The sequence below is a fragment of the Rhodoferax sp. genome, from assembly GCF_010365055.1.
Lineage (GTDB): Bacteria > Pseudomonadota > Gammaproteobacteria > Burkholderiales > Burkholderiaceae_C > Rhodoferax.
In genome coordinates this window covers 1-15,480 of the sequence record NZ_JAAFHA010000039.1, presented here as the reverse complement: position 1 = coordinate 15,480, position 15,480 = coordinate 1, and the positions used below count along the sequence as shown (strand labels likewise).

The 15,480-nt window shown below is 61.3% G+C and carries 13 protein-coding genes; 2 read left to right on the top strand and 11 right to left on the bottom strand.

The features are described from left to right. Position 1 precedes the first annotated feature (1 nt). A complete protein-coding gene (locus GZ093_RS10655; RefSeq protein WP_296485752.1) occupies positions 2-1,096 on the top strand; it encodes a chemotaxis response regulator protein-glutamate methylesterase in 1,095 nt (364 codons plus the stop codon). Here GZ093_RS10655 and GZ093_RS10650 read toward each other — a convergent pair whose 3' ends face one another. Next, positions 1,097-2,692, bottom strand: coding sequence for a choline dehydrogenase (locus GZ093_RS10650; protein WP_296485701.1), 1,596 nt, complete (start codon positions 2,690-2,692; stop codon positions 1,097-1,099). A 247-nt stretch (positions 2,693-2,939) separates the two neighbouring features. On the opposite strand from GZ093_RS10650, the gene GZ093_RS10645 reads away from it, so the two are divergent. Further along, complete coding sequence (locus GZ093_RS10645) at positions 2,940-3,995, top strand: serine/threonine protein kinase (RefSeq protein ID WP_296485699.1); 1,056 nt, start codon at positions 2,940-2,942, stop codon at positions 3,993-3,995. Here the strand turns inward: GZ093_RS10645 and phoR are convergent. From phoR to GZ093_RS10595, 10 genes are all read right to left on the bottom strand, one after another. After that, the gene (gene phoR, locus GZ093_RS10640) at positions 3,916-5,325 is read right to left on the bottom strand and encodes a phosphate regulon sensor histidine kinase PhoR (protein ID WP_296485697.1); all 1,410 of its coding nucleotides are present in this window, start codon (positions 5,323-5,325) and stop codon (positions 3,916-3,918) included. The genes GZ093_RS10645 and phoR overlap by 80 nt on opposite strands. A gap of 46 nt (positions 5,326-5,371) precedes the next feature. Next, positions 5,372-6,085, bottom strand: a complete 714-nt coding sequence (gene phoB, locus GZ093_RS10635; RefSeq protein WP_296485696.1) for a phosphate regulon transcriptional regulator PhoB — start codon at positions 6,083-6,085, stop codon at positions 5,372-5,374. Beyond that, the gene (gene phoU / locus GZ093_RS10630) at positions 6,082-6,783 is read right to left on the bottom strand and encodes a phosphate signaling complex protein PhoU (protein ID WP_296485692.1); all 702 of its coding nucleotides are present in this window, start codon (positions 6,781-6,783) and stop codon (positions 6,082-6,084) included. Before phoU ends, phoB begins: the two co-directional genes overlap by 4 nt. Positions 6,784-6,894: 111 nt before the next feature. Beyond that, positions 6,895-7,674 (bottom strand): phosphate ABC transporter ATP-binding protein PstB, encoded by a 780-nt coding sequence (gene pstB, locus GZ093_RS10625; RefSeq protein WP_296485690.1) that lies wholly within the window; start codon positions 7,672-7,674, stop codon positions 6,895-6,897. A gap of 40 nt (positions 7,675-7,714) precedes the next feature. Continuing rightward, entirely contained in the window at positions 7,715-8,599 is an 885-nt protein-coding gene (gene pstA, locus GZ093_RS10620; protein ID WP_296485688.1) for a phosphate ABC transporter permease PstA, read from the bottom strand. Then, entirely contained in the window at positions 8,596-9,561 is a 966-nt protein-coding gene (pstC, locus tag GZ093_RS10615; protein WP_296485686.1) for a phosphate ABC transporter permease subunit PstC, read from the bottom strand. The genes pstA and pstC overlap by 4 nt, the downstream gene beginning before the upstream one ends. 95 nt (positions 9,562-9,656) lie before the next feature. Further along, a complete protein-coding gene (pstS, locus tag GZ093_RS10610; RefSeq protein WP_296485685.1) occupies positions 9,657-10,700 on the bottom strand; it encodes a phosphate ABC transporter substrate-binding protein PstS in 1,044 nt (347 codons plus the stop codon). 108 nt (positions 10,701-10,808) lie between these two features. After that, the gene (locus GZ093_RS10605; RefSeq protein WP_296485682.1) at positions 10,809-11,003 is read right to left on the bottom strand and encodes a hypothetical protein; all 195 of its coding nucleotides are present in this window, start codon (positions 11,001-11,003) and stop codon (positions 10,809-10,811) included. Between the two features lie 131 nt (positions 11,004-11,134). Further along, positions 11,135-13,792 (bottom strand): alanine--tRNA ligase, encoded by a 2,658-nt coding sequence (alaS, locus tag GZ093_RS10600; RefSeq protein ID WP_296485681.1) that lies wholly within the window; start codon positions 13,790-13,792, stop codon positions 11,135-11,137. Positions 13,793-13,893: 101 nt separating this feature from the next. Continuing rightward, positions 13,894-15,288, bottom strand: a complete 1,395-nt coding sequence (locus tag GZ093_RS10595) for a PLP-dependent aminotransferase family protein (RefSeq protein ID WP_296485678.1) — start codon at positions 15,286-15,288, stop codon at positions 13,894-13,896. Positions 15,289-15,480: the final 192 nt, after the last annotated feature.

Here is a 15,480-nt window from a genome sequence, read left to right as displayed (position 1 = left end):
CATTGACTTGAAAAAAATTCGCGTCGTGGTGGTCGATGATTCGGCCTTGGTGCGCAGCCTGCTGGCTGAGATCATCAATCGGCAAAAGGACATGGAGTGTGTTGGAACGGCCAATGATCCGCTGGTGGCGCGGGAAATGATTCGCGAACTCAACCCGGACGTCATCACGCTCGACATCGAGATGCCGCGCATGGACGGCATTGATTTCCTGGGGCGGTTGATGCGCTTGCGGCCGATGCCGGTGGTGATGGTCTCGACCCTGACCGAGAGGGGCGCCGAAATCACGATGAAGGCGCTGGAGCTCGGTGCCGTTGATTTTGTGGCCAAGCCCAGAATTGGCGTGGCCAGTGGCTTGAGCGAGTTGTCGGACCAAATTGTGGAGAAGGTACGCATCGCCGCCAGCGCCCATGTGAGACGCGCGCCCGCTGCGCCTGCTGGTTCGACCACGTTGGCGGGCGGGACGGTGGCCGTTCACACCCCGGTCGCATCCATCGGCCGCGTCTCGACCGAGAAGTTGATCTGCATTGGCGCCTCCACTGGCGGCACCGAGGCGATCAAGGAAATACTGACACGTCTGCCCGCCGACTCGCCCGGCATCGTCATCACGCAGCACATGCCGCCGGGCTTTACCACCAGCTTTGCCGCGCGCCTGAACAGCTTGTGCCAGATTGCCGTGCAGGAGGCGGTCAACGGCGAGCGCATCTTGCCGGGCCACGCCTACATCGCACCCGGCGGCAAGCAATTTCGGGTCAGCCGCAGTGGTGCCAATTATGTGGCGGTGGTGGAAGATGGCGAGCTGGTCAATCGGCACAAACCGTCGGTTGAGGTGCTGTTCAAATCAGTCGCCAGCGTCGTGGGCCGCAATGCCTATGGGGTCATGCTGACCGGCATGGGCAACGATGGTGCCAAGGCGATGCGCGAAATGAAGGACGCCGGCAGCTATAACTTCGTGCAGGACGAGGCGTCCTGCATCGTCTTTGGGATGCCGCGTGAAGCGATTCTGCATGGTGCCGCCGACGAAGTGTTGCCACTGACGGCCATCGCGCCCGCGCTGCTCGCCAAATTGAGCGGCACCGCCGATCGTTACCGGGTGTGATCAAGGTGCCGGCGCCGTTTTGATCATGTCTGCCGCCTTCTCGGCAATCATGATCACCGGCGCGTTGGTGTTGCCGCTGACCACGCTGGGCATGATGGAGGCATCCACCACACGCAGGCCTTCCACGCCACGCACCCGCAACTGTGCATCCACCACATCCAGCGGTCCGTGACCCATGCGGCAGCTGCCCACGGGGTGATAGATGGTGTCAGCGTAGTCACGAATGAATTGTTCGATCTGGATGTCACTTTGGGCGTGGAGCGAGGCTTTGAGCTCCCTCCCACCCAAGGCCGCCAGAGCCGGTTGCGCCAGAATCCGGCGCGCCAATTTAAAGCCCGCCACCATGCGATCCATGTCATCGCGGTCGCCCAAGAAATTGGGGTCGATCAAGGGTGCGGCGAGCGGGTCTTTGCTGGCCAGTTTGACACTGCCACGGCTGCGTGGGCGCAGTAGGCACACGTGACACGAGAAGCCGTGGCCGAACACGACGCTGCGTCCGTGGTTGAGCAGCTTGCCGATCACAAAGTGCAGCTGGAGGTCGGGCGTTGCCTCAGTCGGCTGACTCTTGATGAACCCCCCCGCCTCGGCAAAATTGGTGGTGAGGATGCCGCTGCGGTGCTGGCGCCAATCAAAAATGCCATTGAGGATGCGCCCTATCCCAGTCGGGGAAATGCCTGGCAAATCCTTGGCGCGCGGTGCATTCACCACCTGCACCACGTCGACGTGGTCGTGCAAGTGCTGGCCGACGCCAGGCAGGTCGTGTTGCGTGGCGATCCCCATTTCAAGCAGGTGGGTATGCGGGCCAATGCCTGAAAGCATGAGGAGCTGGGGCGAATGCAGTGCACCGGCACACAGCAACACCTCGCGGTGGCATCTCAATTGCTTGACGTGGCCCTCGTGCTGAAACTCCACCCCGACGGCGCGTTTGCGCTCCAGCAAGATGCGCATGGTGTGGGCGCCGGTCAGCACCTGCAGGTTGGGGCGCGCGAGGTTGGGCGTCAGATAGGCCTTGGCAGCACTGAAGCGCTCGCCATTCTTGTGTGTGACTTGGTACATGCCAACGCCTTCCTGCACCGCGGCATTGAAGTCCGGGTTGTGTGGATACCCCGCCTGCTGGCCGGCCTGCACAAACGCCTGACTATAGCGGTTGGGACAGCGCAGGTCCATCACGTTCAGCGGACCCTCGCTGCCATGAAAGGCGTCGCCACCGCGCTCGTTGTGCTCGGCACGCCTGAAGTAGGGCAGTACCTCGTTATAACCCCAGCCCGCGTTGCCCTCGGCGGCCCAATGATCGTAGTCTTGGCCTTGGCCGCGGATGTAAATCATGGCGTTGATGGAGCTGGAACCCCCCAGCACCTTGCCCAGCGGCGAGTAGCCCTGGCGGCCGTTCAGGCCGGGCTGCGGCACCGTCGCAACTTTCCAATTGGCCTGGCCGGTTTGCGCCATGACCGCCAGCCCGGCTGGGCAGTGGATCAGCACGCTGCTGTCAACCGGCCCCGCCTCCAGCAGGGCCACGGTGATGTCGGGGTTTTCGCTGAGCCGCGCGGCCAGCACGCAGCCGGCCGAGCCGCCGCCAACGATGATGTAGTCAAACATGGGTGTACTCTCCGCGGCACTTGGTGATTCCAGGTGGGGTTGCCGGTGGCGTGCCTGTCGCATACCTTATCTCATCTGGGCCCTGCTAATTAGAATCGGCCCTCTGGCTGGACCAGCAGCTGTGCTTTGCACTGTAGGTGTTGTCGCCGCGCCCTGACGCCCAGGCATTTGCCGGTGCCTTCCGGCACACCGACATGACCGAAAACTCAGCCTTGCGAGCCGCCGCGCCAGACGCGACAATGGCAGCATGTCTGCACCCTCACCCTCACCTGTCGCACCGCATGCCTATGAATCACTCACGCCCGACGTGGTGATGGACGCGCTGGCAAGCGTCGGCTTGTATGGCGACGGCCGGCTGCTGGCCTTGAGCTCTTACGAAAACCGGGTGTATCAACTGCACCTGGAGGATGGCGCGGTGGTCGTCGCCAAGTTCTACCGGCCAAAGCGATGGAGCGAGGCGCAAATCCTGGAAGAACATGCGTTTTCCGCCGAACTGATGGACGCTGAAATTCCGGTGGTCGGGCCGCTGCTGCTGAACGGCCGCACGCTCAATCACTTTGGCGGCTTTGCCTTCAGCGTAGCCCCAAGCCGGGGTGGCCGACCGCCCGAGTTGGACGACCTGGAGGTCCTTGAATGGATTGGCCGCTTTCTGGCGCGCATTCATACCGTGGGTGCCGCCAAGCCCTTTGTCAGCCGCCCGGCGCTGGACCTGCAAAGCTTTGGCATCGACTCGCGCGAGTGGCTGCTGGGCCATGACCAGGTGCCGTTGGATGTGCAGTCACAGTGGGCCAAGGCCTCGCAAGTTGCTCTTGATGTGATAGCTACTCACGCATGTTTGACGGGGGCTAGAGGCCAAAATGATCCTTATTTTGAGCCCATCAAGCAACTCCGCCTGCACGGCGACTGCCACCCGGGCAATATCCTGTGGACGCCGCTTGACTCAGCCCCAGGCGCCGGGCCGGGACCGCACTTTGTCGATCTGGATGACGCCCGCAGCGGCCCGGCGGTGCAAGACCTGTGGATGCTGCTCAGTGGCGACCGCCAGCAGCGCACGCGCCAGCTGGGTGCCCTGGTGGACGGCTACGAACAATTCCGCGAATTTGACCGGCGCGAGCTGGCGCTGATTGAACCGCTGCGCACCTTGCGCCTGATTCACTACAGCGCCTGGTTGGCGCGGCGCTGGAGCGACCCGACCTTTCCCATCAACTTTCCGTGGTTTGGCTCTAGCGACTACTGGCAGGGTCAGGTGCAGATGCTCCAGGAGCAGCTGGAGGCGATGCAGGAAGCTCCTTTGGCAGTCTGACGCGGCTGGCCGGGAAGATGATCCTGAACACTGATCCTTTGCCCGGTGTGCTGTCAATGATCAACTCGCCGCCGTGGCGCTGCGCCACATGCTTGACGATGGCCAAGCCCAGTCCGGTGCCGCCGGTGTCGCGCGAGCGGCTGCGGTCGACCCGGTAAAAGCGCTCGGTCAGGCGCGGCAGGTGCTCCGGCGCAATGCCGGGGCCGGTGTCCGAGACCGAAAATTCAGCCCGATCGTCGGCCAGCAGCCTCGCTCGCACCTCAATCTTTCCACCGCTGGGCGTGTAGCGAACGGCGTTGCTCACCAGGTTGCCCAGCGCGCTGAGCAATTCACTGGGCGCGCCGATGATCTCGCCCGAAAGTAGACTCTCAAACTTCAGCTCGTGCATGGGTTCGCAACTCGGGTTCATGACGGCTGACAAGGCGCGGCCATCCTGCTCCAGTTGACTTATCAGGGTGGACACGGCGATGCCCTCGGTGTCGCTCGGCAGCGGGCTGCCCTCCAGCCGCGAGAGCACCAGCAGGTCATTGACCAGGCTTTGCATGCGCTCGGCTTGTTGCGCCATCAGGGCCAGATAGCGCTGGCGTTCCTCGTCGTTGAGGGGTAGGGTCTGCAGTGTTTCGACAAAGCCGGCCAGCACCGTCAGCGGTGTGCGGATTTCATGCGAGACATTGGCGACAAAGTCCCGCCGCATCGCTTCGGCCTGCTCGACGGCGGTGATGTCGCTGGAGAGCAGCAGCAGACGGCCCTCGCCATAGGGGTGCAGCTGGACCGACAATTTGACCGGCCGCGCTGGGGTGCTTTCGCGCCCCGGCATGGTCAGCACATGGCGGAAATCGCGCTTGGCAAAGTAGCTGGCAAAACCGGGGTCGCGCACCAGGTTGCCCAGGTGCTGCATCAGGTCGCGCTGCGCATCCAGACCAAAATGTGCGGCGGCCGTTTGATTGAGCCATTCAATCTGCCCGTTCGCATCGAGCAGCAGCACGCCATTGGGTGAGGCTTGCAATGCCGAGAGAAAATCCTGCAGCCGACGCTGGCTCTCCTGCGTCATCTGTTCGCGGGCGCGAATCAGGCGCCGCGCCCGGTCTGACACTTCCCCCCACAAGCCGGTACGCATGGCCACCTCGGAGGCATCCCCGACGCGCAACCAGTGCAGCAAACGCACGCCGCGCGACGTATCCATCAGAAACCAGGCGGCGCCGCTCAACACGACACCGGCCAGGGTGCCCACCAGTTCACTGGTGGCCGCACGCGTGAATGAGGTCGCATACCAACCGGCCAGGCCGCCCAGCAGTTGCCAGGCGATGAAGGAAAAAAAACGCCAGAACATGACGGTTGGGGCCGCTAGCGACGAACTGCGCGGAACTGGCGTCGACTCACACGCTGGCCCGCGCCGCCGCGGGCGGTGTTGATTGCGCGGTCAGCCGGTAGCCGGCGCCGCGCACGGTCTCGATCATTGGGCCGGCCTGGGGACCCAGCGCCTCACGCAGACGCTTGACATGCACGTCGACGGTACGCTCTTCAATGAAGACGTGGTCGCCCCAGACCTTGTCGAGCAGCTGTCCGCGGCTGTGGACGCGTTCGGCGTGACTCATCAGGTACGTCAACAACTTGAATTCAGTGGGCCCGAGCTTGAGCGGCTGCCCAGCAAAGGTGACGCGGTAGGTCGAGGCGTCCAGCGACAAGGCGCCCACGCTGACCGCACTGGCGACCTGCTCCGGGGCACGTCGGCGCAGCACGGCGCGCATGCGGGCCAGCAACTCCTTGGTGGAAAACGGCTTGGCAATGTAGTCATCGGCGCCAGCGTCCAGACCCGTCACCCGGTCCGACTCGTCGCCACGGGCGGTCAACATGATGATCGGCACCGCCTTGGTGCGCGGGTGGGCGCGCCAGCGTTTGGCCAGCGTCAGGCCGCTCTCGCCGGGCAGCATCCAGTCCAGCAGAATCACAGCGGGCAGCACGTCATCCAACTCGCGCTGGGCGCTGGTGCTGTCCATCGCCCAGGTGGGTCGGAACCCGTTGTGGCGCAAATTGACGGCAATCAGTTCGGCGATCGCCGGCTCATCTTCCACAATCAGCTGCTGTCTCATCGCACGACCGACTCAATCTCTTCCATCGAGGTGTGACGAATGTCAGCGCCCTTGACCACGTAGATGATGAACTCGGCAATGTTTTTGGCGTGGTCGCCAATGCGCTCCAGCGCCTTGGCCAGAAACAGCAAGTCCAGGCTGGGCGAAATCATGCGTGGGTCTTCCATCATGTAGGTGATGAGCTTGCGCACAAAGCCGTTGAACTCCTCATCGATCAGATCGTCTTCCTTCAGGATGGCCACCGCCGCAGTCGTGTCGAGGCGGGCAAAGGCATCGAGGGCCTTGCGCAGCAAGCCCGAGGCCATGTCGGCGGCCACCCGCAGTTCATTGGCCGGCAGCGAACGGGGCCCACCGCTTTGCAGGATGGAGCGCACCATGCGCGCAATCTTTTCCGCCTCATCGCCGACGCGCTCCAGGTTGGCGGTGGTTTTGGAGATCGCGATCAACAAGCGCAAATCGCGCGCGGTTGGCTGGCGCCGGGCAATGATGCTGGAGAGTTCGCGGTCAATCTCGATTTCCATCATGTTCACGCGCGGCTCGGTGGCAGAAACCTGGTTGGCCACTTCCACGCTGAACTGAGACAGTGCAAAGATGGCCTGATGGATCTGCGACTCCACCAAGCCGCCCATTTCCATGACGCGGGTCGAGACCGCGCTGAGTTCGCTGTCAAACTGGGTGGAGAGATGTTTTTCTGGCATGGTGGTTCCTTCTAATCAGTTGGGGACAGCGCTTGCGGACAGCCGACGATCAGTTGGGGACAGCGCTTGTTCACGTCGTGTCACTGCGGTCTGTCCCACAATATCTCAGGTCTAGCCAAACCTTCCCGTGATGTAATCTTCGGTTTCCTTGCGCGTGGGCTTGAAAAATATCTGTTCGGTCGCACCAAACTCCATCAGGTCGCCCAAGTACATGTAGGCGGTGTAATCGCTGCAGCGCGCTGCCTGCTGCATGTTGTGGGTCACGATCACGACGGTGTAGTCGCTCTTGAGCTCGGTGATCAGTTCCTCGATTTTTGCGGTCGAGATCGGATCCAGTGCGGAGCAGGGCTCGTCAAGCAGCAGCACCTCGGGCTTGATGGCGATGCCGCGCGCAATGCACAGCCGCTGCTGTTGTCCGCCCGACAGACTGGAGCCGCTCTGAGTCAACTTGTCTTTAACCTCACCCCACAAGGCGGCTTTGCGCAAGGCCCACTCAACGCGCTCTTCCATGTCGGTGGTATTGAGCGACTCAAACAGTTTCACGCCGAAGGCAATATTGTCGAAAATCGACATTGGAAACGGCGTTGGCTTCTGGAACACCATACCGATCTTGGCCCGCAACAGAGCCACGTCCTTTTTGCTGGTCAGTAGATTTTCTCCATCGAGCAAGATTTCACCTTCAGCACGCTGCTCCGGGTACAGCTCGAACATGCGATTGAAAACACGCAGCAAGGTCGATTTGCCGCAGCCGGACGGGCCGATAAAGGCCGTCACCTTGTGTTCCGGGATCTCCAGGCTGATGTTCTTGAGTGCGTGAAACTTGCCGTAAAAGAAATTGAGGTTCTTGACGGAGATCTTGGGTATCTCCGCGGTTGCGGTGGCAGCAGTCATGGTATTGGGTCGATTCTGGAATTTTTTAACACGGACGAGCTCAGTGCTTGCCGCGGGTCAACACCCGGGCCAAAATATTAAGCCCGAGCACCGCCATGGTGATGATGAAGACGCCGGCCCAGGCCAGTTTTTGCCAGTTCTCGTACGGGCTCATGGCGAACTTGAAGATGGTGACCGGCAAACTTGCCATCGGTCCACTCAGGCTCGATGTCCAGAACTGGTTGGAGAGGGCGGTAAACAGCAAGGGCGCGGTTTCACCGGCGATACGGGCAACCGCCAACAAGATGCCGGTCAACACCCCGGCCCTTGATGCGCGCAAGGTGATGCTGATAATGACTTTCCATTTGGGTGCGCCCAGCGCATAGGCGGCTTCGCGCAAACCCGATGGCACCAGTTGCAGCATGTTCTCGGTGGTGCGAATGACCACCGGAATCACGATCAGCGCCAACGCCATGATGCCGGCGTAGCCAGAGAATGACTTGAAGCGCGTCACCACCACGGCATAGACAAACAGGCCAATCACAATGCTGGGCGCCGACAACAGGATGTCGTTGACAAAGCGCGTGATGCTGGACAGCCAGCCACTGGGCTCGAACTCGGCCAGGTAAATGCCGGCCATGATGCCAATTGGGGTGCCGACAAATGTGGCGAGCAAGACCATCAGAAACGAGCCGTAAATGGCGTTGGCCAGGCCGCCGACGTCGTTGGGCGGTGGCGTCATCTGGGTCAGCGTGGCAAGGTTGAGTCCGCTCACACCGAGGCGAATGGTTTCAAACAAGATCCAGGCCAGCCAGAACAAGCCGAAGGCCATCGCCAGCAGAGACAGCGTCAGCGCCACCCGGTTAACCAATTTGCGCTGCGCATAACGGGCCAGCCGGGTCTGTTCCAGCGCCTGCGACTGCAGCAGCCGTTCACTGGTGCTCATGTCTTGGCCCCTTCGTTCTTTTTGAGCTGAGCCAGCAACAGTTTGGACAGGGTGAGCACCACAAAGGTGATGAAAAACAGCACCAGCCCGAGGTACATCAGCGAGGCCTGGTGCAGGCCCTCACCGGCTTCGGCAAACTCATTGGCCAGGGCCGAGGTGATGCTGTTGGCGGCCTGAAACAGGCTTAGCGAATCGAGTTGGTTGAAGTTGCCAATGACAAAGGTGACCGCCATGGTCTCGCCGATGGCCCGCCCCAGGCCCAGCATGATGCCGCCAATGACACCGGCTTTGGTATAGGGCAGCACCACGGTCGAGACCACTTCCCAGGTGGTGGCGCCCAGGCCATACGCGGACTCCTTGAGCAGGGTCGGCGTGATCTCAAACACATCGCGCATGACCGCGGCGATGAACGGAATGATCATGATGGCCAGAATGATGCCGGCCGACAGAATGCCGATGCCCACCGGGGGACCGGAAAAAAAAGCGCCCAGGTAGGGCACGTCAGAAAACGCGGCCTGCAGGGGCTGCTGCACATAGGTTGACAGCACCGGGCTGAACACCAGCAAGCCCCACATGCCATAGACAATGGACGGAATCGCCGCCAACAGTTCAATTGCGGTCCCAAGCGGGCGCTTGAGCCAGGCCGGCGCCATCTCAGTCAGGAACAGGGCGATGCCAAAACTCACCGGCACGGCGATCAGCAAGGCGATGAGCGAGGTCATCAAGGTGCCGTAAATCATCACCAGGCCACCAAACTCTTCTGTGACCGGGTCCCAGGTGGTGCTGGTGAGAAAGCCAAGACCATATTTTTCGATGGCGGGCCAGGCGCTGATCGTCAGCGACGCCAGAATGGCAATCAGCATGCCCAGCGTAAATAGGGCCGCACCCTTGGCCAGCCAGCCAAAGATGCGGTCCGCCATCGGGCCGGAGCGGGCCACTTTCAGCGGGGAAGGAGGTGTCATAGCACGTTCAGAGGACTTGGCAGACTGGTTTGGAAGAATCTGGTTCGCCGAAAGTGTAGTTGACACGCCCACCCCTTTTGAAATAACTGAATCGATTACTTCAAGGCCACTGGCTTACCGGCGGCGTCGGTCACTTGGCCCCAAGCCTTCTCAATCGTTGGGATCACGTTGCTGGGCATGGGCACGTAATCCAGATCAGCTGCAATCTTGCCGCCGTTCTTGAACGCCCAGGCGAAAAACTTGAACGTTTCGGTGGCATTGGCGGGCTTGTCCTGCTTGAGGTGCATCAGGATGAAGGTGGCCGTCGAAATGGGCCAGGCATTCTTCCCGGGCTGGTCGGTGATGAGCTGGTAGAACGACTTGTTCCAGTCGGCACCGGCAGCGGCAGCCTTGAAGCTTTCATCATCAGGCGCAACGAAGACACCGTCATGATTCTTCATCAGTGTGTAAGTCATCTTGTTCTGTTTGACGTACGAGTATTCGACATAGCCGATCGAGTTGGGCAAACGATTGACAAAGGCCGCCACCCCTTCATTGCCCTTGCCGCCTGCGCCCACAGGCCAGTTCACCGCCGTGCCTTCACCGACCTTGGCCTTCCACTCGGCATGAACGCGGCTCAAATAGTTGGTGAAATTGAAGGTCGTACCGGAACCATCGGCCCGGCGCACCGGGGCAATGGCAGCATCTGGCAGCGCCAGGGTGGGGTTCAGCGCCTTGATGGCGGCGTCATTCCACTTGGTGATCTTGCCGAGGTAAATATCACCCAGCACCTGACCGTCAAGCTTCATCTGACCGGGAGCAATGCCCTTGATGTTGATCACCGGCACGGTGCCGCCAATCACGGTGGGGAACTGAAACTGGCCTTTCTTGGCCAGCACTTCGTCGGTTAGCGGCATGTCGGACGCGCCAAAATCAACCGTCTTGGCGTCAATCTGCTTGATGCCGGCACCAGAGCCAACGGATTGGTAGTTCACCTTGACGCCGGTGGCCTTGTTGTAATCGGCCGCCCACTTGGCGTAGACGGGGGCCGGGAAACTGGCGCCGGCACCCGTGATTTCCTGGGCGCTGACCGAGCCGGCGTAAGACAGGGCAGTGATGCTGGCTGCACTGAGCAAAGCAATTTTGAAACTGGTTTTCATCGGGATACTTTCTATGTTGAGTGAAAGAGAATCTCTGGACACTCGCTGACTATATGAACATTATGTGACAAGAATGTGACAACTCGCAAACTCCGTGGCACTGCCTGGTCAGGTATAGATTGCCTTGGCACTGATTGGGTAATTGAAGCCGGTTTGCAGCGGTTGGCGCCAGTTGCTGTTGACGCACCGGGTCGGCAGCCAGACCTGGGTGGCACCGTGCGGCGTGGCGGTGTCAACCCGGGTGGTGACGTCAAAAGTGCGCCGCCGGCCCGGTTGCGCATGGATGGCGGATTGGGCCTGCACGCTCGGGCCCGTCAGCAGGGCGGCGACAGCGAGCCACAGGGCGATCCGTCGATGCTCAAGTCTATACGCTAAATCGAGCTCTAGACCTCATGTAGCGGGCATGAATAGCTACGTAATTAATAGCGATCTGGTCACAGCTTGGCCGACACCCAGCCCAGCACGCTGCTCAAGGCCGCGGCCAGCTTGGCGGGCTCGGTGCCACCGGCCATGGCCATGTCCGCCTTGCCGCCGCCTTTGCCGCCGACCTGCGCTGCCACGAAGTTGACCAGTTCCCCGGCCTTGACTTTGCCGGTGGTATCTGGCGTGACACCGACCGCGACCTGGACCTTGTCGCCCTCGACCACGCCGAGCACGATGACGGCGGTCTTGAGCTTGTCCTTGAGTTTGTCCATGGTGTCGCGCAGGGTCTTGATGTCGGCGCCCACGAGCTGGGCCGCCAGCACCTTGACACCGTTGACCTCGACCGCTTGCGTCATCAGTTCATCGCCCTGGGTCGACGCCAGTTTGCCCTTGAGTGCGGTCAGTTCCTTTTCAAGGGTGCGGACCTGGTCGAGCATGGCGCTCACGCGCGCGGGCACCTCATGGGGCGTGACCTTCAGCGAGCCGGCCACGCCGCCCAGCATGTTTTCCATGTTCTGCACATAGTTCAAAGCGTTCATGCCGGTGACGGCCTCAATGCGGCGCACGCCCGACGCCACGCCGCCCTCTGCCGTGATCGTGAACAGGCCAATGTCGCCGGTGCGGGCAACGTGGGTGCCGCCGCACAGCTCGCGGCTGCTGCCGATATCGAGCACGCGCACCGACTCGCCGTATTTTTCGCCAAACAGCATCATGGCGCCGCTCTCTTGCGCCGCGTCAATGTCCATCACGCGCGACTGGGTTGCCGCGTTGCTCAGGATCTCAAAGTTGACGCGGGCTTCCACCTCGCGGATCTGCTCGTCCGTGACCGGCGCGTTGTGCGCGAAGTCAAAGCGCGTGCGCTCGGGCGTCACCAGTGAGCCTTTTTGCTGCACATGAGCGCCCAGCACTTCGCGCAGCGCCTTGTGCATCAGGTGGGTCACGCTGTGGTTGCGCTGGGTGGCAGCGCGCAGGCTGGCGTTGACGTGCGCCGTGACTTCATCGCCGAGCTTGAGCGCGCCGCTTTTGAGCACGCCATGGTGGCCAAACACGCTGGCCTTGATTCTTTGCGTGTCAGCGACCTCAAACATCGCGCCGTCAGAAAAAATGTTGCCCTGATCGCCGGCCTGGCCACCGCTTTCGCCATAGAACGGTGTGGCGGCAAGCACCACCACGCCGGCTTGCCCCGCTTTGAGCTCATTGACCGGCATGCTGTCCATATAGAGTGCTACTATTTTTGTAACTTCCGTGAGGCGCTCATAGCCGACAAAATCATTGTTATCGCCGCTGTAGTCGAGCGCGCGGTCCATCTTGAATTTGCCCGCGGCACGGCCCTGCGCTTTCTGCTTTTCCATGGCGGCATGAAAGCCGGCCTCGTCCACTTCAATTTCCCATTCTCTGCAGACATCTGCAGTCAGGTCGAGTGGAAAGCCAAAGGTGTCATGAAGCTTGAATGCGGTTTCCCCAGGCAATTTCTCAATTTTCGCGTCCGATATGCGATTCCATTCCATCCCGTAAACGGTCGTTTCCAATATTTCCATGCCGTTTTGCAACGTCTCATAAAAGCGCTCCTCCTCGGCCTGCAACACCTGCGCAATGCGCTGCGACTGGGCGGCCAGACTCGGATAGGCCTCGCCCATCAATGCGACCAGGTCCGGCACCAGCTTGTAGAAAAACGGCGTCTTTTGCCCCAGCTTGTAGCCATGGCGAATCGCGCGGCGGATGATGCGGCGCTGCACGTAGCCGCGCCCTTCATTGCTTGGCAGCACGCCGTCGCTGACCAGAAAGGCGGTGGCGCGGATGTGGTCGGCGATCACGCGCAGGCTCTTGTTTCCCAGGTCGCTGCAGCCGGTCTCGCGCGCCGCGGCCTTGATCAGCGCGTCGAAAATATCGATCTCGTAATTGCTGTGCACATGCTGCAGGATGGCGGCCAGGCGCTCCAGCCCCATGCCGGTATCGACGCACGGCGCCGGCAGCGGCTTGACCGAGCCGTCTGGCTGCATGTCGTATTGCATGAACACGTGGTTCCAGATCTCGATGTAGCGGTCGCCGTCCTGCTCCGGGCTGCCGGGTGGGCCGCCGGGGATGTGGGGGCCGTGGTCGTAAAAGATTTCGCTGCATGGGCCGCAGGGGCCGGTGTCGGCCATCATCCAGAAATTGTCAGAGGCGTATTTGGCGCCCTTGTTGTCGCCGATGCGCACCACGCGCTCGGGCGGCAGGCCAATTTCTTGGGTCCAGATGTCATAAGCCTCGTCGTCGTCGATGTAGACCGTGGCCCACAGCTTGTCGGCGGGCAATTTATAGACCTGGGTCAGCAGTTCCCAGCCCCACTTGAGCGACTCTCGCTTGAAGTAGTCGCCAAAGCTCCAGTTGCCCAGCATCTCGAAAAACGTGTGGTGCCGGGCCGTGTAGCCCACGTTTTCCAGGTCGTTGTGCTTGCCCCCGGCACGCAGGCAGGCTTGCACCGACGCGGCGCGCACATAAGAGCGCTTGTCGCTGCCCAGGAACACATCCTTGAACTGCACCATGCCCGAGTTGGTGAACATCAGCGTCGGGTCGTTGCCGGGCACCAGCGGGCTCGACGGCACCACGGTGTGGCCTTTGGACGCAAAGAAGTCGAGGAAAATCTTGCGGATGTCGGCGACGGAGGCGGGGGCGACGGTTGAGTTCATGGCTTGAGAGACCTGGTTTTCAGTGTTGGGGAATGACAGCGGTGAACGACAAACTCACAGCACCTTGCGGTGCGCGCGTCAAAGGCTTTGATTTTAGGTGATCAAGTCGTTTGGCACTGAGCCGCCAGGAAGTCAAACAAGGCGGGCTCATCACAAAAGATCACATTGAAGCGCAGCCACGGGCTGGGTTGCAGATCCGGACTGAACAAATGCCCCGGCCCGAGAAAAATGTCCTGCTCGGCGGCCTTGTAGGCCAGCTCGGCGGAATCCGCAATCGCCGGGTGTTTGGCCCAGAGAAAAATCCCGGCTTTCGGTTCGCAAAAAATCTCGAAACCAAGCTTCAACAGACGCGATGCCGCGACCAGATGCGCTTTGACCAGGCGCTCCCGCACACTTTTCACATGCTTGCGCCAGCGCCCGTCCAGCAACGCACCATAAGCGAGGCGCTCGCTGAACTCCGACGAGGTCAAGCCCGAGATCATCTTGAGCTGCGTCAGGTCCTCCAGCAAATCCGGGCTGGCCGCCAGGTAGCCGACGCGGATATTGGGCGAAATGGTTTTGGAGAAGCTGCTGATGTAGATCACCCGGCTGAGTTGGTCCAGGCTGGCCAGCGAGGGCCGGGGTTCGGGGTCCAGATCGGCGTAAATGTCGTTCTCCACCACCAGGAAATCGTGCTTGTCGGCCAGCTGCATGACGCGGTGCAGGTGCGACAGCTGGGCGATGGAGCCGGTCGGGCTCTGCAGGCGTGGCTGCGTGAAAAACAGCTTGGGCCGGTGTTCAATCACCAGGCGCTCCAGTGCCAGCAAGTCGTAGCCGGTCGGGGTGCGCGGCACGCCGATCAGCTTGGCGCCTAAAAAGCGCAAGGAGAATAGCAGATTGGGGTAGCCCGGGTCATCGACCAAGACCGCATCACCGGGGCGCACCAGCCGCCGTGCCACCAGGTCCATCGCCTGACTCGAGCCCTGGGTCAGCAGAACCTGTTCCGAGTTGACGGCAATCTCCTGCTCCGCCAGCAGGTCGCGCACCAGCTGGCGCAGCGGCGGGTAGCCCTTGGGCTCGCCATAGCCACCAAGGTCCACGTCCTGCGTGGCCAGGCTGCGCAGGCTGCGGCGCATCCCCTCCTGAAACAGCCAGTCGCCGGGCAGCCAGCCGCAGCCGGGCTTTATGCGCAGCGCCCGGTTTTCGAAGATCCGGCGCAGGTACCACATCGAGTCAAAGCTGAAATTCGGGGCGTGCCCTGGCGGCGCCGCGCTTGACGCCGGGCGCTGCCTGACAAAGAACCCGGAATGCGGCCTTGAGGTGAAATAGCCTTGCGCCACCAGCCGGTCATAGGCGTCCACCACGGTAAATACGCTGACGTTGTGGGTATTGGCAAACTGCCGGATGGACGGCGCTTTGGCACCCGGCCGCAGCGAACCCTCGTCAATCGCCGCGCAAAAGCCGGCCACGATTTGCAGCACCAGTGGCGTCGAACTCTGCGGATTGAGCGTGAACATGGATGCGTATTAGGGTTTGTATGTACAGGCGAACGTGGCGACACAGTACATCATCAAAAGAGACTGAACTGTATATGGTACTGACGCTGCAATGCTTCTACATTCATGCCACTTGATCAACGACCAACCTTGCAGGAGTGATATGCAGCACCATACCGAACAGACCAACGCCGCCCTGATGGCCCGCCGGCG

Coding starts and splice junctions, on each gene's coding strand:
- GZ093_RS10650 (WP_296485701.1), bottom strand. CDS start 2,692: ATGTTTGACTACATCATCGTTGGCGGCGGCTCGGCCGGCTGCGTGCTG.
- GZ093_RS10645 (WP_296485699.1), top strand. CDS start 2,940: ATGTCTGCACCCTCACCCTCACCTGTCGCACCGCATGCCTATGAATCA.
- phoR (WP_296485697.1), bottom strand. CDS start 5,325: ATGTTCTGGCGTTTTTTTTCCTTCATCGCCTGGCAACTGCTGGGCGGC.
- phoB (WP_296485696.1), bottom strand. CDS start 6,085: ATGAGACAGCAGCTGATTGTGGAAGATGAGCCGGCGATCGCCGAACTG.
- phoU (WP_296485692.1), bottom strand. CDS start 6,783: ATGCCAGAAAAACATCTCTCCACCCAGTTTGACAGCGAACTCAGCGCG.
- pstB (WP_296485690.1), bottom strand. CDS start 7,674: ATGACTGCTGCCACCGCAACCGCGGAGATACCCAAGATCTCCGTCAAG.
- pstA (WP_296485688.1), bottom strand. CDS start 8,599: ATGAGCACCAGTGAACGGCTGCTGCAGTCGCAGGCGCTGGAACAGACC.
- pstC (WP_296485686.1), bottom strand. CDS start 9,561: ATGACACCTCCTTCCCCGCTGAAAGTGGCCCGCTCCGGCCCGATGGCG.
- pstS (WP_296485685.1), bottom strand. CDS start 10,700: ATGAAAACCAGTTTCAAAATTGCTTTGCTCAGTGCAGCCAGCATCACT.
- alaS (WP_296485681.1), bottom strand. CDS start 13,792: ATGAACTCAACCGTCGCCCCCGCCTCCGTCGCCGACATCCGCAAGATT.
- GZ093_RS10595 (WP_296485678.1), bottom strand. CDS start 15,288: ATGTTCACGCTCAATCCGCAGAGTTCGACGCCACTGGTGCTGCAAATC.